The sequence below is a fragment of the Bacillus cereus group sp. MYBK245-2 genome, from assembly GCF_051916145.1.
Taxonomy (GTDB): Bacteria; Bacillota; Bacilli; order Bacillales; family Bacillaceae_G; genus Bacillus_A; species Bacillus_A pacificus.
The window spans coordinates 77,044-96,560 of the sequence record NZ_JBQAGB010000011.1 but is presented as its reverse complement, the minus strand read 5'-3'; the positions used below and the strand labels follow the sequence as shown (position 1 = coordinate 96,560).

The following is a 19,517-nucleotide window of genomic DNA, read 5'->3' as shown; positions in this document are numbered from 1 at the left end:
TCTATCGCTCTAAGTCAGCTTCTTTTTCGTTTCCCAATTAGAAGTTTTTCAAATGCCTCAACAAACACATACATAAGTGTTGCGAGGACGCACGTGAGTAGTACGCTCAGTAAAACAAGTGTGAAATTAAATACTTGGAATCCGTAGCTAATTAAGTAGCCAAGGCCTTGTTTAGAGACGAGAAGTTCGCCGAATATAACACCGACCCATGATAATCCAACGTTCACTTTTAACGTTGAAATAATGGCTGGGAAAGATGCAGGGAGAACGCCTTGTTTATAGCATTGCCATTTATTTGCGCCAAATGTGTCCATCACTTTTATATAGTTAGAATCGACTTCTTGAAATGCGCTGTAAATAACGAGAATGGTAATGATGATGGAAATGATTACTCCCATTGCAATTGACGAAGAAATATTTGGACCGAAGATTACAATGATAATCGGACCAAGTGCTACTTTTGGCATGGCGTTTAGGACGACGAGATATGGATCGAGTACGCGGGCGAGAAGTGGTAGCCACCAAAGGAAAGTAGCGATAATAGCGCCGAGCACTGTTCCAAGAATGAAGCCTAATCCCGTTTCAAGTAATGTCGTCCATATGTGAACCAAAAGCGAACCGTCCATCCATTTACTAAGGAAGAGCTCCCAAATGCTTGAAGGAGAGCTAAAGAGTAAAGGATCAATCCATTCTTTTTTGCTAGCTATCTCCCATAGTGCAAAGAAAAGAATGAGCAGTAAAAGTTGTAAAGAGCGTGCTAACCATGCGCGCCTGCGTTCTTTTTTCCGAAACTGTTCATGTAGTTGTTTTATATTATCCAAGACGCTCCAGCTCCTTCCATATATTTTGGAAGAGGGATGGGAAGTCATGGTGGTGGCGTGATTCTAACGGTGATAAGGAACGGATGCTTTCTGGGACGATAAATGTTTTTGCAATTTTTCCAGGATTCGCTTGCAGTAAATAAATACGATCACTCATCGCAATGGCTTCTTCAATATCATGTGTCACGAGTAGTGACGTTTTCTTATATTTGTGTAGTAAGCTGAAAACGAGATCTTCTAGCTTCAATTTCGTTTGATAATCGAGCGCTGAAAAAGGTTCATCTAGCAATAAAATTTTGGGGTCGGTCGCTAACGTTCGAACGAGGGCGGCACGTTGACGCATACCACCGGATAGTTCACGAGGATATTGCTGCTCTACATCATGTAGACCGACTTGATTTAAAAGCTGTAAAGTATGTTCTTTCGTCTGTTCATCGTAAATTTTTCGTATATGAAGTCCAAGCATAATGTTTTCTTCAATTGTCTTCCAAGGAAACAAGTAGTCTTGCTGTAACATATATCCCATAGATGAAGTTTTCGTTGTAATGGGCTCACCATCTAAAAAGACGATACCTTCAATTGGATCAAGAAGCCCGGCAATAATGGAGAGGAGTGTCGTTTTGCCACAACCACTTGGGCCGAGTATCGAAATGAATTCGCCTTCTTCCACTTGTAAGCTCATATCTTCGAGAATCAATTTGGCATTCTCTTTTGCGAAAAAGCAGTGAGAAACGTTACGTATTTGTAAAAAACTCATACACTTCGCCTCTATTTCTTAATAACGCTTTCGGCAATTTTCGTATTGACGAGCGCTTCATGTGGAACTTCTTTTTGTAATTCGCCAGCGTCTTTCATAATCGTTTGGAGCTGTTTCCATTCTTCAGCATCTAATAGTGGATTTGTCGCATAAGAATGTTGCTTTTTATACCGTTCAATTACTTTTACTGTAATGTCTTTTGAAGTGTCTTTAAATAACGGAGAAACGGCATTAGCAATTTCTTCTGGGCTATGAGTATCAACCCATTGTTGTGCTTTATAGAGCGCCCGTGTGAATTTTTCAGCAGCAGCTTTATCTTTCTTTAAGAAACTTTCTTTTGCCATGAACGTTGTATACGGAACAGTACCAGATTCATTTCCGAACGAAGCGACGATATAACCTTTACCTTCTTTTTCAAATATACTTGCAGTCGGTTCAAAGAGCTGTACAAATTCTCCGGTACCAGATGCAAAGGCATTTGCAATGTTAGCGAATTCGATGTTTTGGATTAAATTTGTATCTTTGTGAGGATCAATGCCATTTTTCTTTAAAACGTATTCTCCAACCATTTGTGGCATGCCGCCTTTACGCTGTCCTAAAAACGTAACACCTTTTACGTCATTCCAATTAAAAGAGTCTAATTTTTTACGCGAAACTAAAAATGTTCCATCTGTTTGTGTAAGTTGTGCGAAGTTAATGACTGGGTCCTTTGCGCCTTGTTGATGAACGTAAATAGATGTTTCAGAACCGACGAGAGCAATATCAATCCCGCCAGATAATAGGGCGGTCATCGTTTTATCTCCACCAGCTGTTGTTTGGAGGTCAACATGCAATCCTTCATCTTTAAAAAATCCTTTTTCAATCCCGACATATAACGGGGCATAGAAGAGAGAATGGGTAACTTCGCCGACGCGAACATTTTGAGTTTGTTCTTTCGTATCTTCTTTTTTACTACTGCAAGCAGCAAATGTGAAGACAGCTAGTAACATGATACAAAAAACAGCTATTAATTTTTTCACTATATAACACCTCCTAGAAGTCACTCTACAAGCATGATATGTAGGTAAGTGCCCATATGTGAGTGTAGATAGCAGGAATTTTTTTGGGGATAAAGAAGTACAAATATAAGGGGTGATAAAATGGAGTACGAATATGATGATAGCGTACATTTACATCTTGATTATTTCGGAACAGAATGCGATATGGAATCGATTGCTTATAAACGGAAGAATGAAGACGTGTGGGATGTATATTTTAATTTTGGAGCATATGGTCTTCAGAAAGATGGGATTGAGACGGGGAAATTTATGGACGAATATGCTGGTTATTACGTTTTTTCTGTACATGCTCGTGATCTTAGTTGGGAATTTGGAAGTGCTCAATTTGAAGAGTGGGTTTTGAAAAATCATATCGTAGAAAAATCGCTGCAAAAATAAGGAGGAATTTTGTGGTCGATTTTCTTATTTTCTTGTTTATTTTTGTAGTCGGGTTTTTTATTATGCAAGTGCTCATTTACCGATTTGCAAAGAAAAACATCCAAAAATACACAAAAATAAAATGGCTTCATTTATGGCTAGAGATGAATATGAAAAAAGGACCGAGATTAGATTTTTTTGATTTTGTAGTTATTGTACTCGTATGTATCGTATGGAAAATATGGCTGTTTCCTTTTATATAATACTTTATCCCGCATTAACGGGCAGCCCGCCCCGCACCTCAAAATTGAGCGAAAGCAAAGAAGTTAGGTGGGGGCGGGTTCTTTTGTTATAGTAATAGTTGTAAAAAACTTGAAGTTATAAGTAAAATAGTGAGTAGTGTTGTGAAAGATATTTTGACAAATACAGAAACACATACATACGGAATTAAAGTGTGATTACAGAATGGACAAATTGGCTGTGTGCAAAAGTGTGGGGTAATAAGAAAGAGGTCGTCCACCGTTGGACGACCTCTTTCTTATTATGCTTGGTTAGTGCGGAAGAATGGAAGCTTCTGCACAATGTGAATTAATCCGTATGCAAGAATTAAGCACATAAGGGGATTAATGAAAAATCCATAGCGATTAATTGCTAAGAATAAGTTTGAGAAGATAATGTAAATAATAGAACTTGCTACTAGCATCATAACGCGTTTATGTTTAAATGAATTTAGCATGAAGCAGAAGCTGCTCAAGAATGTGCCGATAATAAACACTCTATGGCATAGTTGCATAAAGTTATGAATACGGTATTGGTCTACAGCAGGAGCTGTTTTGAATAATTCAATTGTTTTACCGACAGTGAACCAAGAGAACCAATAAGTGAAGTCCGTCTTAAAGCCGTTCTTGATTAATTCTTTTGCGTATGCCCCTTTGTCATCTAAGCCTTTGGCTCTCATTTCATTTACTATATTTTCATATCCAATTTTATTAAATGGATCAGCACCCGCAATTAGTGGGTCAGCACCTTGGGTTGAGAATAAAATAAATTGGTTGAGTGCTAAATAGTTACGAACAACCCATGCACCAATAATAAAGAAAGGTCCGATAAACCATAACAATCCGATTCGAATGGAGTCTTTAAATCCATATGTAAATAACACAACAAGAACAGGAATGAGCATCATTGGAGCTGGATTTGGACGGAACATAAGTAAAATTGAAACGACAATTCCAAACCATATATGGAATTTCACTTTATTGTATTTCCATGCGAGAACAAATACATATACACATAACGCTAATAAGAATATGGATGGAACTTCTGTTAGCAATGTACGGAAGTATGTATAGTTACTTGGATAAATAGCATATAAAATACTTGCAACAATTCCATAAATGTTTTTTTCGAACAATTCTTTTCCTATTAAGAATACTAATAGCACTGTGCATAGGTTCATAATCATGTTAATAACAGTTGCTACGTAATAGTAAGGAATTGATGTAATATCAGAAATAATCATAGCGCCAGCTAATAGTAATGGCTGACCTGGTGTAATATATGCATTTTTCCCTGGAACTTCACTAGGTTCTAAATACACATAACCAAATACACCATGTTTTAATAGTTGTTCAGCTGTTAACGAATAGTTAAAGGCATCATTTGCACCATATGTTACTTTGACTAACTCTCCATCTAATCCTGGCTGTTTTACTAAACAAAAAACGTGCAACAGGAAAGAAAGCGCCAAAATTGCATATACCGCTTTAGGCAAACTCTTAAACTTAGTAAGCAAAAATGAGCAACTCCTTTTTTATTAATTCTTTCGTATTTTCATGTGAAATCTTTAATAGTATTAAGGATTTCCAAAACATAGTTATTATATCATAAAGTGGAATGCTGAAATTAAGTTTTTCAAGAATGAGTAATTTGTATACCACAATTTAACTGGTGATTAAGGTAATATTAAGACAATACATTTATGATAGAAGCAAGTATGCAGACGAAATATGTCATATATGTTATTTTTATAGAAGTAGTTCTTTCGATGCGGGGGAAATTAAGACATAGAAACGAGGGAATGAATTGAAGTATGGTTCTACACTTTTTGATCTTCCAAAAAGAAATATATTAATTTCTAGCATTATAAGTAGTATGGTGACTTTATTAGTAATAACTATGCTGTTTATGATTTTAAAGGTTTTTAATTTAGACATAATGAAAGCTCATTTAAATCAAAATCTTGTTTTAATTGTTATGATGATTTTCATATGGGGCATAACATTTTATATTTCACATTTTAATAAAAAAGAGATGTCTATACTTAGGGCATCCCTACGAGTGCATTTTATATTATTTTTACTAGCTCATACAGTAGCGTTATTTTATATTGTCATGCAAGTTAATATGAGTTTCATAGAGGCAATGAATTGGATTTACTTTTATAACATGCAGTTTATATTAAGTTTTGTAGCAATTTATGCAATATACATTCTTGTTTATAATTTAATAGGCAAGGTTTTTCTAAGTATGATTTTAACGAGCTGTACGTTAGTCATTTTAGGTATTGTGAATTATTTAAAGCTTATTTTTAGAGGTGATCCGCTGTATCCTTCTGATTTCACACAAATTATGCATATGCAATCTGTTATACCGATGGTGATGGACTATTTTAGCTGGAGTTATATTTTTGTCATTATCTTAAGTATCGTGGCTTGTATTGTAGCAGGGATATATATGAGAAGATATATTCAAAATGTAAAGACTCATCTAGGAATAAGAGCTTTATTAGTAGTAGGATCTATTTTTGTTCTATATGCGTATGGTAATTTTGCGAACACATTTATGAATAAAGTATTTCAAAAATCAGGTGTAGATTTTGTTTTGTGGGATCAAAATGAGAACTATGCTTCAAATGGTTTTGTACTTGGGTTTATTAGCAATTTAGATACAACAGTTATGGAAAAACCAAAAAATTATTCTAAAGAAAATATGCTTCAAATAGCAAACGATATAAAAAAACAATATAGTGGAAATATAGAGAGCCAAAAGAAAAAAGAGAAACCGAATATTATTTTTGTAATGAGTGAATCGTTTTGGGATCCGACGAAAGTAACTAACCTTTCTTTTAGTGAAGATCCTGTACCAAATTTGCATCATTATATAGAAAACTTTCCTGGTGGACAAACTATTTCTCCTACATTTGGTGGAAATACGGCGAACGTTGAATTTGAGGCATTAACGAGTTATTCAATGAGTTTGTTAAAGCCAGGTTCTATACCATATCAGCAGGTTATTACAAATAAGAAAGAAATTCCATCAATCCCTACGGCGTTGAAAAAAGAAGGGTATTACACAAGTGCAATTCATTCATTTGGTCGCTCATTTTTCAAACGCGATGACGTATACAGGGTGTTAGGGTTTGATAAGTTTAATGCAGCTGATACGATGGAAAATGTCGATATTGATGGAGATTATATTAGTGATTTAGCGATGAGTAAAGAGATAATTGCTGAGTTAGAGAAACAAAAACAACCTACATTTATTCATGCAGTTACGATGCAAAATCATTTTCCATTTACAGAAGGCCGATTTGGTGAAAACCTAATAGAAATTAGCGGTCTAGATAATGAAGAATCAAAGGGAGAATTAGAAACGTATACAGAAGGGTTAAGACGTTCAGATGAGGCTCTTCAATATTTAATAGAGCAACTAGATAATTTAGATAGACCTACATTATTAGTGTTTTTTGGGGATCATCTTCCATCATTAGGAAAAAATAAATCTTTTTATAAAGAGAATGGGTATATAACGAATGAAAAAACACCGAGCGAACGTTTAGCGATGGCCCAAACGCCGCTATTAATGTACGCAAACTTTGATATGCCAAATGATAATTTAGGTTTAGTAAGTCCAATTTATTTTTCTAATCTTATTTTTGATTATGCAGGATTAAATAAATCTTTATTCTATCAATTTTTATCGGGATTTTACAAGGAAATACCGGTGCTTAGAGATGAATTAAAAGTTGATAAAAATGGAGAAGTAATCAATGATTTAACAAAGAAACAAAAAGAAATGTTAGAGCAATATAAAATGCTCCAATATGATTTACTCGTCGGAAATCAATATAGTAAAGATATCCTCTTTAAATAAAGTGAAACTTTAATCAGTGGTGGGGGTCTTCATCCCCCACTGATTATCAGCCCTCACCAATTGGACTTTTATGGGTAGCCCGACCCCCACCTAACTTCTTTGCTTTACTGAATTTTGAGGTGGGGGTCTTAGTGCCCGTTAAAGCGGGATAAAAGAAACAAAAAGAACTTGTATAACGATACAAGTTCTTTTTTATAGTATTTAACGGGGTAACCAGACAAGCTGGGTTTAGGGAGTATTACTTGTACATTTAGTATAAATGAAAATGTAATCGTTTTATCAATTGATTTGTGAGAAATGTGTGAATTTTAACGTTTTTGAAAACTACGTTCCTATCGATACGATTTGGCATAGGTTTTTATGAATGCAAAAACTTTATAAGTTCTTCGTTTAATTCATCCGCTTGATCGATTGGGGAGCCGTGACCACTATTGGTGAGAGGATGTAACTGAGAATTTTTAATCCGCTTTTGCGTAAGTTCAGCGCTTTTGTATGGGATAAGTTGATCGTGAATACCGTGGAATATTTTTGTTGGCACGTTAATTTTACTTAAATCTTTCGTTACATCTTCATTTGCGGCTGCTTGCAATATTTTGATGAGAGCATAGGAAGCAGACTGCATACCGAGATAAGAAAACCATTCTAACGTAGCGGATCCTAAGTTTCTATTAAAAAATGATAAAGACACATCATTTAAAAATTTAGGTAGATTAGCATACATTTGATTAATGAGAGTATCTGCTTGTTCTTTTGGGACACCATAGGGAGATTCTTGATTTTTAACGAAAGAGGGGGAAACGGCATCGATTAATACAAGTTTAGAAATACGTTGACCATTATAGCGAGACATGTACCGAATGGAAAGAGCACCGCCTACTGAGAAACCGACTAATGTAGCATTTTCGACTTGAAGTGCTTCTAGGACAATGGCGATATCGTCTGCTAAACGATCGTATGTGTAACCAGTCCATGGTTTATCGGATTGCCCATTTCCGCGTATATCCATAGCGATGCAGCGGAAACCGTGCTGTGGTAATACGTTGAGCTGATATTGGTACATTTGATGATTTAAAGGCCAACCGTGAACGAAGAACACGGTTTTACTACCGGGACCGGGATTAACATCTTGCACAAAAATATGCACATCTTTCTCGACGGTAACAAACATGAATGAGCCTCCTATTCATACGCCAGGAGCGTAGGTTTTCGTTCTATTAAGACACCAAACTTTCCTTCATTTTTTACCATTTATATAAAATCTCTCCCACATAATATACGTATTATTGTTTATAATTTTTATGATTACATATCGTCTGAAAGTATTAAAACGTTGGGATGATTTTCCTCAAATGTTCGATTTATCTTTGTTTGTATAAGAAAATCATTTATTATAATAAATGGTATTCTTCGAGATATTATGTTGAAGGGGTGTTGAAGTGAAAGAAAGTTTTCTATCATATAAAGAAGAAGAAAGGAATGCCAAAATCTTTTTGTGGGTGCTATACGTCATTGTTGTTTCATACCAAATTCTCTATGCAATCGTATTAGAAAATAAATCACTAACGGATAAGGGACATAGCATACTATGGCAAGTTATTTGCGGAACTGCAATACTCGGTGTAAATGTATATTTAATAAAAAAAGAGAAAGTGAATTTTGTGAAATATGCATGTGTATTTGCATACATAGGAATAGAAATTGCTAACATACTTTCGTATATGCTTTATAATAAGGCGGCATTTGATGGGGTAAATATAATAGAAATTATTCTCATCTTCTTTGTACCTATATTTTTAAATAAAAAATATTTTGTGTTTGTACTTTCAACTATTGTAGGGAAATATGTAATTTACTTATTTGTATTAAAGGAAGTAAAAGGATTTATGTACCTCATTATGTATACACTCATATTAATAGCGGTATACATCATTTTAAATCGATTTATACAATACCTTTCAGCGGTAAAGGAAAGTATTAAGATTGCTAGTGAATCACAAAAATTAGCAGTAATCGGAAAGATGGCAGCGACAGTGGGACATGAAATTAAAAATCCACTTGCTTCATTAAAAGGGTTTACGCAATTACAACGAGAGAAGCATGAAGAGGACCCTATTTATAAACAGATGATTTTTGAAATAGAAAATATGAATAATATGATAAGTGAATTGATGGAAGTTGCTACATGTAAACCCTCTATTTATAAAAAACATAATATAGGTGAAATTGCATTACAAGCAGTAGCAATTCTTCGAGAAAAAATGAATGAATCTACTGTCCAGCTTATGTCTAATATCGAAGAAAAGATAATAGAAGTTGAATGTGATGAGCGAAAAATAAGAGGGGTCTTTCTATATGTCATAAAAAATGCTCTGGAGGCAATGGAGCAAGGTGGCACATTAGAGTTACGATTAGAAAATAAAGGACAAGATTATGTAATGTTAAGTGTAATCGATAATGGTTACGGTATTAAGAAAGAAAATGTGGCTCGTGTTACAGAAGCTTTTTATACAACAAAACAAGATAAAATTGGTTTGGGACTTACGGTAGCAGATCGAATTGTCAACGAACACCTTGGTACGTTACATATTTCAAGTGAAAGAGATAAGGGAACGAGAATAGATATTATTCTTCCAAAAAAGTGTGGAAATAATGAAATACAAGTGGGAGAAAAGCTAGGAGTTACCATATGAATAAAGACGGTATATTTAAAAATGAAGAAATGAAGGCGCTGAAAATATATTTAAGTTTATTTTTCATTATATTTTTTGTATACGATCTTGCCTACGAATTTATTGTACCTTTAATAGGAGGAGAGCAAGAAGGAGTAGGACAATTTGAAGATGGTTTAGGGTTATGGCTTTATTTTCTGATGGTGGTTTTATTTTGCATTGGAATATACTTTATGAAATGGAAAAATCCATTTGCAGTAAAGTATATTATTCTAATTGGATATAATCTATTAGATTTTATCCATAATATTATGATTTACTACGGTAGTGATGCTGAGTTTGATGGTGGGAATATAGTAGAAGGATTTTTTATTTTATTTGCCCCACTTTTTGTGAATAAAAGATATTTTTGGTTAGTTCCGAGCATACTTGTTGGAAAATATGCTCTTATAGGAATCATGATTCACTCATCACTCGTTTTAATCCCGATGGCATTATATAGCGTATTTACTATCATATGTTGGATTATGTTTTTAAGGTTCCAATCTTACGTTCGTACGCTTGAGATGATGAATAAAGAAATACAACAAACAGAAAAGTTAGCAACTGTTGGGAAAATGGCTACAGTTATTGGTTCCAAAATTAAAAGACCTTTAGCTAATTTAGATAAATTTGTAAATAAGCAAGCGGTTAAATATCCAGAGGATAAAATATATAGTGATATTATGAAACAAGAAGTAGAACGAATTCATACAATCGCTACAGAACTTAGTGGATTTGAGAAATCTAAATCAATAGAATCAGAAGTTCATAATATAGAAGAAATTATCGCTTATGTTATTCGAGTTATGGGGAAGCCTGCTTTAAATCAAGGTGTGCACATACAAGGTATTTATAGTAAAGACATACCATCGATTACATGCGATGAAAAACGATTAAAACAAGTGTTTTTTAATCTAATTAAAAATGCGATTGAAGCAATGTCAGTTGGCGGAACGATTACGATTAAAGTGACTGTAGAAGATGCAATCATTGTTCAAGTTAAGGATGAAGGTTGCGGCATTCCAAAAGACAAAATCCCGAAGCTAAATGAAGCCTTTTACACAACAAAAGAAACGGGAACAGGTTTAGGCTTAGTAGTTACAGAAAAAATTATTAAAGATCACAACGGTAAAATAAGTTTTGAAAGTGAAGTTGGGGTTGGAACGACGGTGAAGGTTGTATTGCCGATATCATGAAAAGTTATTTTAAAAAGGGAGATCACTTATTTGAGAGTGAACTCCCCTTTTTTTGAATAAAAATTCAAAATTGTTCACACTATTAGTGCAGTATATGGAAAATAAAATCCGAAATATGGTTATTTTGCAGTGAAAGTATATAATGAACTTGTCTGTTATTTGTTAACCCGAATCTCGGGTCTTTTTTGTGGAATAAATGGTTTTAAGTGTGAGTTTATAGATCAGTGATTAGGAAAATAGAATATACAGCACTCGCAGTAATTCCAGGGTTAATATAAAGGGATATAGCATCTCCTCTCGAAACAAGGTTTCCAGTTGTAATACTAGTCCAAGTTACAGTAGCCGGACCTACTGCGGGAGTAGGATTAAATACTTGAATTTGTCCGGAACCAGTATCCGTCGGTTTAATGGAAAATACTATAGTTCCGGTAATTTTGTCTGTGGTAGTTAAAGTAATAGTAGTTAGAATGTAACTGGAAGTAGGAGCGGTGAGGTTTGTAGGGACATTCCTGCAAATATCAATTGTATAAACAGCAGCAGGTAAGTTATTTACATTTATAGACGCCGTAAAACCAACTATACTACCAGATCCAGCAGTGACATACGGAATAACATTGGAGTCAATTCCAGGAGATCCCGCTATACGTTGAAAACCAGCATTTGTTCCTTGAAACACAATACTTTTTGCTGAAGCACTACCAGCGGAGCCAGTGGGCCCAGTGATGCCAGTGGGCCCAGTGATGCCAGTGGGTCCAGTGATGCCAGTGGGCCCAGTGATGCCAGTGGGTCCAGTGATGCCAGTAGATCCGGTGTTACCAGCAGGTCCGGTGCTCCCGGCAGGTCCAGTGATGCCAGTGGGCCCAGTGATGCCAGTGGGTCCAGTGATGCCGGTGGATCCAGTGATGCCGGTGGGTCCAGTGATGCCGGTAGATCCGGTGCTTCCAGTGGGTCCGGTGCTTCCAGTGGGTCCAGTGATGCCAGTAGATCCGGTGTTACCAGCAGGTCCGGTGATGCCAGTAGATCCGGTGCTTCCAGTGGGTCCGGTGCTTCCGGTAGATCCGGTGTTACCTGTGGGTCCGGTGCTGCCGGAAGGTCCAGTGATACCAGTGGATCCGGTGCTTCCAGTGGGTCCAGTGATGCCGGTAGGTCCAGTGATGCCAGTGGGTCCAGTGATGCCGGTGGATCCAGTGATGCCGGTGGGTCCAGTGATGCCAGTGGATCCGGTGATGCCAGTGGGTCCGGTGCTTCCAGTGGACCCAGTGATGCCAGAAGGTCCGGTGCTTCCAGTGGGTCCGGTGCTTCCGGTAGATCCGGTGCTTCCAGTGGGTCCAGTGCTTCCGGTAGATCCAGTATTCCCGGCAGGCCCAGTATTCCCGGTAGATCCAGTAATACCAGTGGGTCCAGTAGGCCCACTTTCTACTAATACGATATAATCTGGAGATACATTAGGAAATCCTTGAGGTGCATCCTTTTTTACAACATAGCCGCTGCTCGTATAAGTAACAACTTGTCCGGCTTTATAGTTGGGAGCGGCTGCAAGACTAAAGGCGGTAGTACTTTGTAAGCCAGCTCCTGTACCCCCAGTAGCGCCGGTAGCTCCAGTGGGTCCAGTGATGCCGGTAGGTCCGGTGCTTCCAGTGGGTCCGGTGATACCAGCAGGTCCAGTGCTTCCAGTGGATCCGGTGATGCCGGTGTTACCAGTGCTTCCAGTGGGTCCAGTGATGCCGGTAGCTCCAGTGGGTCCAGTGCTTCCAGTGGATCCGGTGATGCCAGAAGGTCCGGTGCTTCCAGTGGGTCCGGTGCTTCCGGTAGATCCGGTGCTTCCAGTAGATCCAGTATTCCCGGCAGGCCCAGTATTCCCGGTAGATCCAGTAATACCAGTGGGTCCAGTAGGCCCACTTTCTACTAATACGATATAATCTGGAGATACATTAGGAAATCCTTGAGGTGCATCCTTTTTTACAACATAGCCGCTGCTCGTATAAGTAACAACTTGTCCGGCTTTATAGTTGGGAGCGGCTGCAAGACTAAAGGCGGTAGTACTTTGTAAGCCAGCTCCTGTACCCCCAGTAGCGCCGGTAGCTCCAGTGGGTCCAGTGATGCCGGTAGGTCCGGTGATGCCAGTGGGTCCGGTGATACCAGCAGGTCCAGTGCTTCCAGTGGATCCGGTGATGCCGGTGTTACCAGTGCTTCCAGTGGGTCCAGTGATGCCGGTAGCTCCAGTGGGTCCAGTGCTTCCAGTGGATCCGGTGATGCCAGTGGGTCCAGTGGGTCCAGTATTCCCGTTAGAACCACTGGGGCGTCTGCCATCGCAACTAAAACAATTACGTGGGTACATGTATGTTCTCCTTTCTATATTTTGAAAATCTAGTTTTTAAAATAGAACTACTATATGTATATTAGGAATTCTATATTTTTGTGTGGTTGATTGTATTGTGTGTTTAGATTTTAACAGTAGGGTGAAAGTGTATTGTATATCGAATTTTTTCTATTTTAAGTTTAGTAAAAAGAGATAGCTAAATTAGCTATCTCTTTAAAAATTTATAACCACCATTTTTCCTGTGGAACCAAAGTAACATCTACTTCAAAATTCTCTTTAAACCAATCATACATCAATGTTTCTTTCACTAAATATTCAGAGGCAGAGTGTGATACACCGATGAGTGACATATTCGTTTCTTTTACGTAATCCATAATGAGCGAGTATTTCTGTTTACCGTAATTATTGTCGATATGGCAATGGATTTCCCCAGTAATATATGCTTCAGCACCTTTTGCTTCTGCTTGTTTCATGAGAGAAACGACATCGCCACATCCCGCAATAATTGCAACTTTTTTGATAGAATCATGTTGTTTACCTTCGAAGTCTGTATAAGGAATATGGAAGAGATTTTTTAGACGCTTTTGGAGTGCTTCTGTGGATGTTTCATCTATTTCACAAATAAGGCCAACTGGCTCTTGTTCTGGGCCTTCATATGCAAAGCCGTCAACTACGTGAGCATGTAAGACTTTTGCAATTGAAATGCTCGTTCCATGCGTTTGATGAATATCCATTGGTCCGTGACATGTATATATAGAAAGTTGTTTTTCTTTTATCGCTTGCAAATATTTTTCAGGTATTGGAATAAAACCACGACCTGATTTTCCAAGCGGATCACCGCATTCCATTACAAGTGGGTGGTGCATAAAAAGTAAATCACCAGATGTGGATTGTGAAATGAATGTTTCAAGAACGTCATTTGTAGGAAAAACAGCTAAAAATACTTTATTTACAGTTTCAGCTCCTCGTATCATAAGACCGTTAAATAGCTCAATAAAATTGGCTTCAAAAAAATTTTGCCATGGAAATGGGATAGGATCATATACGGCCGGGATAAATCGACTAAAGGCACTGTCTTTTCCGTATTTTTCTATTTCGAATAAATGATTGAGTGATTGTTCTATTTCTTTTAAAGTTGGCATGTTATCCTCCTTGAATTAATTAGATGTTTTTGTTTTTCATAGCAAAATAAGAAGCGGATAGAAAACAAATAAAACCTAAAATCCAACCAATAGAAGGAGTATAGGGAAATATATGGTGTAATACTATACCGCTAGAAATAAAAAAGCTACCGAGTAGACCTAGGAAGATGGGGTATCGTAGTAATTTGAGCATGAGTGATACAACCTCCTTTACTACATACATTGTATATTGTTCATAATTTTCTGTATATATCTTTTAAAAAAAATGATGGTACAATATATGAAGGATACGAGAAGAGAGGATGAAGATTAGAGTATGTACGTTACTGTAACAGAAGCAGCATATAAAAAGATTGTGGATACGATTCCAAATGAAGCGAAATATATAAAGTTATTTTACGATAATGAAGGTTGCGGTTGTGTAATGAGCGGAATTATCGATTTAGTAGCTGTAGCAGAAAAAGATGAGCGCGATGTGGATATTGAATCAAGCAAGTTTAGCTTTATCGCAGATCGCACAAAGCTTGTATTTATGGATGATAAGTTAACAGTTGATTGGCATGAAGGTGGAGGGACTTTTCAACTGAAGAGCCCGAGCCAATTTTATAATCCAAATATGAAGTTACATGTTCGAGTGTAGTAAAGGAAAGGTGGTTCCAAAATGTATTTTGGAACCACTTTTTTTATTGAATAAGCTGCTATTTTTGTCGTTTTTTGTTGATAAGTCGATATATTTAAAAAATCGCTGATATAATTCGAGTTGCGCTGATATATTCGAAAAATCGCCGATATAATCGGAGTTACGCTGATATATTCAGAAAATCGCCGATATAATTTCATGTACCAAAACGTTTCATACAATACAAAGGTTTTTTCACATAATGAAATGTACATATGATTGAATTTTCTGTATAATCATATTTGCGGAGGGGATACGCATGAGAAGATGGGGAATTGAATTATTAATTTTAGCAGTCGTTATTATTTGGGGGATTAATTTTACGATTGCGAAATATGGACTTTTAGAATTTACAGCAATTGAATTTACTGCACTTCGGATGATATCAGCGGCACCGCTTATGTTACTCCTTACATTTTTTATTGAAAAGTCGGTTTATATGGAGCGCAAGGATATACCTAGATTAATTATCGTTAGCGTTGTAGGTATTGTACTGTATCAAACGTTATTTATGGAAACTGTAAAATATACATCCGCTACAAATGCCTCTTTACTCATTTCTATTTCACCTATTTTTACAACTGTATTTGCGATTATCTTAAAACAAGAAAAGTTTTCTTCTCGAAAGCTTATCGGTTCAATCATTGCCTTTTGTGGTGCAGCCTTAGTTTTAGTAGCTGGGAATTCACTTGCTAGTTCTTTTTATGGAAATGGGATTGGACTCATTACATCAATATGCTGGGGGCTTTATCCTGTTTTAGCAAGCCCATTAATTAAAAAATATTCAGCGCTACGTGTTACCGCATGGTCAGCACTAGTTGGCGCGATTCCACTCTTGCTTTTAAGTGGACCATACGTATTTATAATGCCATTTCACATTACACATGGAATAACACTATTCGCTTTACTATATTCTATTTTCTTTGTAACAGTGTTCGGTTTAGTGATGTGGTATGTTGGTGTTCAAAAAATTGGAGCGTCACATACGATGGTATATATGTATATAACGCCACTTGTAGCTGTTTTATTTGCAGCTGTATGGGCAAATGAATATGTATCGTTTCAACAAATAATCGGTGGAATTATTATTTTCTTCGGTTTATGGTTTGTGAAATCGGAGAAAGTAAAAGTGCATTCTACTGCGGGGGAACCTATAGCAAAATAGGAAAACAGATCACCTATGATCTGCTTTCCTATTTTTTTATTTTTGGTAAGAATATGAGAAATAAGATAGCAGTAACAAGAGGAATTAAGTTTAAAAATGGAATACGGAAGAGTGTGATAAGAATAATACCTGGAAGAAGGACACCGAGGACAGCGTAGAAAATACTATGGTTTTTCGTGTACCAATACAATGAAAGTCCAATAAGTGCAGGGATAATGAGGTGAATGAGAGCCATTAAAAAATAAATCATTAGACGCCCCCTTTATTTGTGTACTTATTACATCATATCCGTATGTTCATAGATTGATATCAATTTTTTCATAAATGGACGAAAAATGTTTGAAAAAACGTCACAAATTATGAAAATATGATGTTGGAAATCTTGTATAATATTATTTTCTAAAAACATTTAAACAACATAAACATTGTGTTTATGTTGTTTTTTAATTTGAGTGAAATGGGTTTAAGTAGTATGAACTTGAAAGAAGTCTTTTGTTGGATAGATAAAAATTACTGAAGAAGAGGAGAACAGCATGATTAGTATGTCGTTAAGGTCGTTTAAAATTCAATCGTATTATATACTAGGTTTTCTTTTGCTAGGCTGGATGGTAACACCGTTTTCAGCACATTTTTTAGGTGCAGGAATTGGACTTATTGTAAGTATGTATTGCGTGTGGCTTTTAGGGAGACGAATTGAGAAGCTTGGAGATAGTATCGTAAAGAAAACGAAAGCACCGACGCTCGGTATGTTTAATCGTTTTGCGGCTGCTATTTTGGGCGCTATTATTATGTACGAAATTGAGCACCATATGGTTATGTGGGCATTTGCAGTAGGGATTATGGGCGGTTATTTTTTAATCGTCGTTAACTTAGGTTATTATAGTATGAAAGATGAAAAGGAACTAACCAAAAGATAAAAAGCCTCTTTTTAGATGGAATAGAGGATCTAGCGAGGGATATATCAGTAAGTTATATGTGTAAAAATGAATTTACCCTGGAATAAGGGATACGGCGATGAATAGTACAATAGGAAGCGAAACTTTTCATAAAATACAGGTTTCTCCTTCCAATAAGTTAACATAAAATCACGTAATAGTATGACTTTTATGTTCTTTAAAAAAGTTGGATATAATACAAAAAACTATTCCGATAATTAGAATAATATATTTTATTGTTTCGCTTGTATGCTCAAATACATTAACGTTAAGCATTACAAGTCCCCAAAACATTTGAATCGCTCCGTAACTGAATAAAATTTTTCCTGTACGAGAAAAATTTTTCATAAGCTTCACCCTTTCCTGTATATGTAAATTATAGCATAGGAAACTAAAAATGAATGATTATAAAATGAATTTTCTGTAATTTTATAGGTGACGGTAAGTGATTTATGAGCTAAGTCACTATATAAGATATAGAAAGAAGCTTACGTAAAAAACGTAAGCTTCTTTTTTATGTAAGTGTGTGTAACCGTTAAGCCGCATTGGGTTTTGTCGGTGAGTACGCGAAACTTTACGATTACACGACACTTATTCATATGAGTAAAGGGTGATTCCAACAGAAAGTTTGCACTTAAGCGATTGGGCCGCCTAAGTTAATAATGTCTTCAGATACGCTGTCGAACTTTTTGAAGTTAGCTTTGAATTCATTTGCAAGTTCGATTGCTTTTGCTTTGTAAGCAGCTTTATCAGCCCAAGTTTGTTCAGGCATTAACACTTCGTCAGGTACACCTGGTACGTGAAGTGGAACTTCAAGACCGAAGATGTCATGTTTAGCTGTTTCAGTTTTCGCAAGTTCACCGTTTAATGCTGCTTGAATCATTGCACGAGTGTAACCTAAGTTCATACGTTTACCAACGCCGTATTCGCCACCAGTCCAGCCAGTGTTTACTAAGAATACTTTCGCATCGTGTTTCTCGATTTTTTCACCAAGCATTTCAGCATAGCGAGATGCATCAAGTGGTAAGAATGGTGAACCGAAGCAAGTTGAGAATGTTGCTTGCGGAGATGTAACACCGCGCTCTGTTCCTGCTAGTTTACTAGTGTAACCACTTAAGAAGTGGTACATAGCTTGTTCTTTTGATAACTTACTGATTGGAGGCAATACGCCAGATGCATCAGCAGTTAAGAAGATAATTGTATTTGGGTGTCCTGCAACACTTGGCAGTACGATATTGTCGATCGCATGCATAGGGTATGCAGCACGAGTATTTTCTGTTAAAGTAGTATCGTTATAGTCTGCGATACGCGTTTGTTCATTAATGATAACGTTTTCTAAAACAGATCCAAATGTGATTGCATCGAAAATTTGTGGTTCTTTCTCGTGAGAAAGGTTTACACATTTCGCGTAGCAACCGCCTTCAATATTGAATACACCGTTATCGGACCAACCGTGCTCATCATCACCGATTAATTTACGGTTTGGATCAGCAGATAATGTTGTTTTACCTGTTCCAGATAAACCGAAGAATAGTGCTACATCGCCTTCTTCACCTACGTTTGCAGAGCAATGCATAGAAAGAATATCTTGTTCAGGTAATAAGAAGTTCATAATAGAGAAGATTGATTTTTTCATTTCTCCAGCGTATTCTGTACCACCAATTAGTACGATACGTTTTTCGAATGAAACCATAATAAATGCTTCAGAGTTTGTGCCGTCAACAGCTGGATCAGCCTTGAAATTCGGTGCAGAAACAATTGTGAACTCTGATTCATGAGTTGTTAATTCTTCTTCAGTTGGACGAATGAATAATTGATGTACAAATAGATTGTGCCATGCATATTCATTAATAACTTGAATTGGTAGGCGGTAATTACGGTCAGCGCCTGCAAATCCTTTGAAGACGAATAACTCTTCTTTCTCTTTTAAGTATTCTAAAACTTTCGTATATAATTTATTAAAATGTTCTTCAGAAATCGGTTGGTTCACTGCTCCCCAAGCAATTTTGTCAGCAACCGATGCTTCTTTCACAATAAATTTATCTTTAGGAGAACGTCCTGTATATTTTCCAGTTGAAGCAGAAACGGCACCAGTCGAAGTTAATTTCCCTTCATTTCGCATTAATACTTTTTCCACTAATTGCGGAACACTTAGTTGAATCTGTGCATTGCTTCCGTTCAATAATTCGTGTAAACCAATTTGGACATTCACAGTACTCAT

Annotated in this window: 20 protein-coding genes and 1 pseudogene; 10 read left to right on the top strand and 11 right to left on the bottom strand. The window is 36.6% G+C overall.

Translation table 11 applies throughout. The features are described 5' to 3' along the window. Positions 1-14: 14 nt before the first annotated feature. From ACTFRN_RS18455 to ACTFRN_RS18445, 3 genes are read right to left on the bottom strand one after another with little or no spacing between them, the layout of a single operon-like run. Positions 15-821, bottom strand: a complete 807-nt coding sequence (locus ACTFRN_RS18455) for an ABC transporter permease (RefSeq protein WP_088106352.1) — start codon at positions 819-821, stop codon at positions 15-17. Next, positions 814-1,578 (bottom strand): ABC transporter ATP-binding protein, encoded by a 765-nt coding sequence (locus ACTFRN_RS18450; protein WP_000009046.1) that lies wholly within the window; start codon positions 1,576-1,578, stop codon positions 814-816. The genes ACTFRN_RS18455 and ACTFRN_RS18450 overlap by 8 nt, the downstream gene beginning before the upstream one ends. Positions 1,579-1,589: 11 nt before the next feature. Further along, positions 1,590-2,597 (bottom strand): ABC transporter substrate-binding protein, encoded by a 1,008-nt coding sequence (locus ACTFRN_RS18445; protein ID WP_000733206.1) that lies wholly within the window; start codon positions 2,595-2,597, stop codon positions 1,590-1,592. Between the two features lie 120 nt (positions 2,598-2,717). Here ACTFRN_RS18445 and ACTFRN_RS18440 point away from each other — a divergent pair, with 120 nt between their 5' ends. The 3 genes and pseudogenes from ACTFRN_RS18440 to ACTFRN_RS18430 form a co-directional block, all read left to right on the top strand. After that, positions 2,718-3,014, top strand: a complete 297-nt coding sequence (locus ACTFRN_RS18440) for a DUF3986 family protein (protein WP_000455572.1) — start codon at positions 2,718-2,720, stop codon at positions 3,012-3,014. A gap of 11 nt (positions 3,015-3,025) precedes the next feature. Beyond that, on the top strand, positions 3,026-3,256 hold the full coding sequence (locus ACTFRN_RS18435; protein ID WP_000227423.1) for a hypothetical protein: 231 nt from the start codon (positions 3,026-3,028) through the stop codon (positions 3,254-3,256). A gap of 120 nt (positions 3,257-3,376) precedes the next feature. Beyond that, a pseudogene (locus ACTFRN_RS18430) lies at positions 3,377-3,451 on the top strand (DUF2196 domain-containing protein); the annotation flags it as partial. An 83-nt stretch (positions 3,452-3,534) separates the two neighbouring features. Here the strand turns inward: ACTFRN_RS18430 and ACTFRN_RS18425 are convergent. Next, positions 3,535-4,788, bottom strand: coding sequence for a glycosyltransferase family 39 protein (locus ACTFRN_RS18425; RefSeq protein ID WP_000956217.1), 1,254 nt, complete (start codon positions 4,786-4,788; stop codon positions 3,535-3,537). A gap of 290 nt (positions 4,789-5,078) precedes the next feature. Here ACTFRN_RS18425 and ACTFRN_RS18420 point away from each other — a divergent pair, with 290 nt between their 5' ends. Continuing rightward, positions 5,079-7,148 carry an LTA synthase family protein gene (locus tag ACTFRN_RS18420; RefSeq protein ID WP_000873608.1) on the top strand — a complete coding sequence of 690 codons (2,070 nt, stop codon included), beginning with the start codon at positions 5,079-5,081 and terminating at the stop codon, positions 7,146-7,148. A 358-nt stretch (positions 7,149-7,506) separates the two neighbouring features. On the opposite strand, the gene ACTFRN_RS18415 is transcribed toward ACTFRN_RS18420, so the two are convergent. Further along, the gene (locus ACTFRN_RS18415) at positions 7,507-8,316 is read right to left on the bottom strand and encodes an alpha/beta fold hydrolase (protein WP_014893460.1); all 810 of its coding nucleotides are present in this window, start codon (positions 8,314-8,316) and stop codon (positions 7,507-7,509) included. 268 nt (positions 8,317-8,584) lie between these two features. Here ACTFRN_RS18415 and ACTFRN_RS18410 point away from each other — a divergent pair, with 268 nt between their 5' ends. After that, the gene (locus ACTFRN_RS18410) at positions 8,585-9,838 is read left to right on the top strand and encodes an ATP-binding protein (RefSeq protein WP_000664877.1); all 1,254 of its coding nucleotides are present in this window, start codon (positions 8,585-8,587) and stop codon (positions 9,836-9,838) included. Beyond that, on the top strand, positions 9,835-11,055 hold the full coding sequence (locus tag ACTFRN_RS18405; protein ID WP_001030617.1) for an ATP-binding protein: 1,221 nt from the start codon (positions 9,835-9,837) through the stop codon (positions 11,053-11,055). The genes ACTFRN_RS18410 and ACTFRN_RS18405 overlap by 4 nt, the downstream gene beginning before the upstream one ends. A 214-nt stretch (positions 11,056-11,269) precedes the next feature. Here the strand turns inward: ACTFRN_RS18405 and ACTFRN_RS18400 are convergent, their stop codons facing one another. After that, the gene (locus ACTFRN_RS18400) at positions 11,270-13,156 is read right to left on the bottom strand and encodes a collagen-like protein (RefSeq protein ID WP_440038393.1); all 1,887 of its coding nucleotides are present in this window, start codon (positions 13,154-13,156) and stop codon (positions 11,270-11,272) included. Between ACTFRN_RS18400 and ACTFRN_RS18395 the strand changes: the two genes are divergently transcribed. Continuing rightward, positions 13,155-13,418 (top strand): histidine kinase, encoded by a 264-nt coding sequence (locus ACTFRN_RS18395; RefSeq protein ID WP_324740698.1) that lies wholly within the window; start codon positions 13,155-13,157, stop codon positions 13,416-13,418. The genes ACTFRN_RS18400 and ACTFRN_RS18395 overlap by 2 nt on opposite strands. A 178-nt stretch (positions 13,419-13,596) precedes the next feature. Here the strand turns inward: ACTFRN_RS18395 and ACTFRN_RS18390 are convergent, their stop codons facing one another. After that, positions 13,597-14,517, bottom strand: a complete 921-nt coding sequence (locus ACTFRN_RS18390) for a Nif3-like dinuclear metal center hexameric protein (protein WP_049112595.1) — start codon at positions 14,515-14,517, stop codon at positions 13,597-13,599. Between the two features lie 19 nt (positions 14,518-14,536). Then, entirely contained in the window at positions 14,537-14,740 is a 204-nt protein-coding gene (locus ACTFRN_RS18385; protein ID WP_074567776.1) for a hypothetical protein, read from the bottom strand. A 93-nt stretch (positions 14,741-14,833) separates the two neighbouring features. Here ACTFRN_RS18385 and ACTFRN_RS18380 point away from each other — a divergent pair, with 93 nt between their 5' ends. Both ACTFRN_RS18380 and ACTFRN_RS18375 read left to right on the top strand, forming a co-directional pair. Next, entirely contained in the window at positions 14,834-15,157 is a 324-nt protein-coding gene (locus tag ACTFRN_RS18380; protein WP_000289576.1) for an iron-sulfur cluster biosynthesis family protein, read from the top strand. A gap of 298 nt (positions 15,158-15,455) precedes the next feature. Then, positions 15,456-16,361: a DMT family transporter gene (locus ACTFRN_RS18375; protein WP_074567777.1), complete on the top strand. Its 906-nt coding sequence runs from the start codon at positions 15,456-15,458 to the stop codon at positions 16,359-16,361. A gap of 28 nt (positions 16,362-16,389) precedes the next feature. Here the strand turns inward: ACTFRN_RS18375 and ACTFRN_RS18370 are convergent, their stop codons facing one another. Then, complete coding sequence (locus ACTFRN_RS18370; protein ID WP_000639044.1) at positions 16,390-16,611, bottom strand: hypothetical protein; 222 nt, start codon at positions 16,609-16,611, stop codon at positions 16,390-16,392. Between the two features lie 283 nt (positions 16,612-16,894). Here ACTFRN_RS18370 and ACTFRN_RS18365 point away from each other — a divergent pair, with 283 nt between their 5' ends. Continuing rightward, positions 16,895-17,278 (top strand): ATP synthase subunit I, encoded by a 384-nt coding sequence (locus ACTFRN_RS18365; protein ID WP_000624920.1) that lies wholly within the window; start codon positions 16,895-16,897, stop codon positions 17,276-17,278. Between the two features lie 168 nt (positions 17,279-17,446). On the opposite strand, the gene ACTFRN_RS18360 is transcribed toward ACTFRN_RS18365, so the two are convergent. Together ACTFRN_RS18360 and pckA are read right to left on the bottom strand one after the other, a co-directional pair. Further along, positions 17,447-17,644, bottom strand: a complete 198-nt coding sequence (locus ACTFRN_RS18360) for a hypothetical protein (protein WP_014893464.1) — start codon at positions 17,642-17,644, stop codon at positions 17,447-17,449. A 286-nt stretch (positions 17,645-17,930) separates the two neighbouring features. Beyond that, positions 17,931-19,517 (bottom strand): phosphoenolpyruvate carboxykinase (ATP), encoded by a 1,587-nt coding sequence (pckA, locus tag ACTFRN_RS18355; protein WP_048551204.1) that lies wholly within the window; start codon positions 19,515-19,517, stop codon positions 17,931-17,933.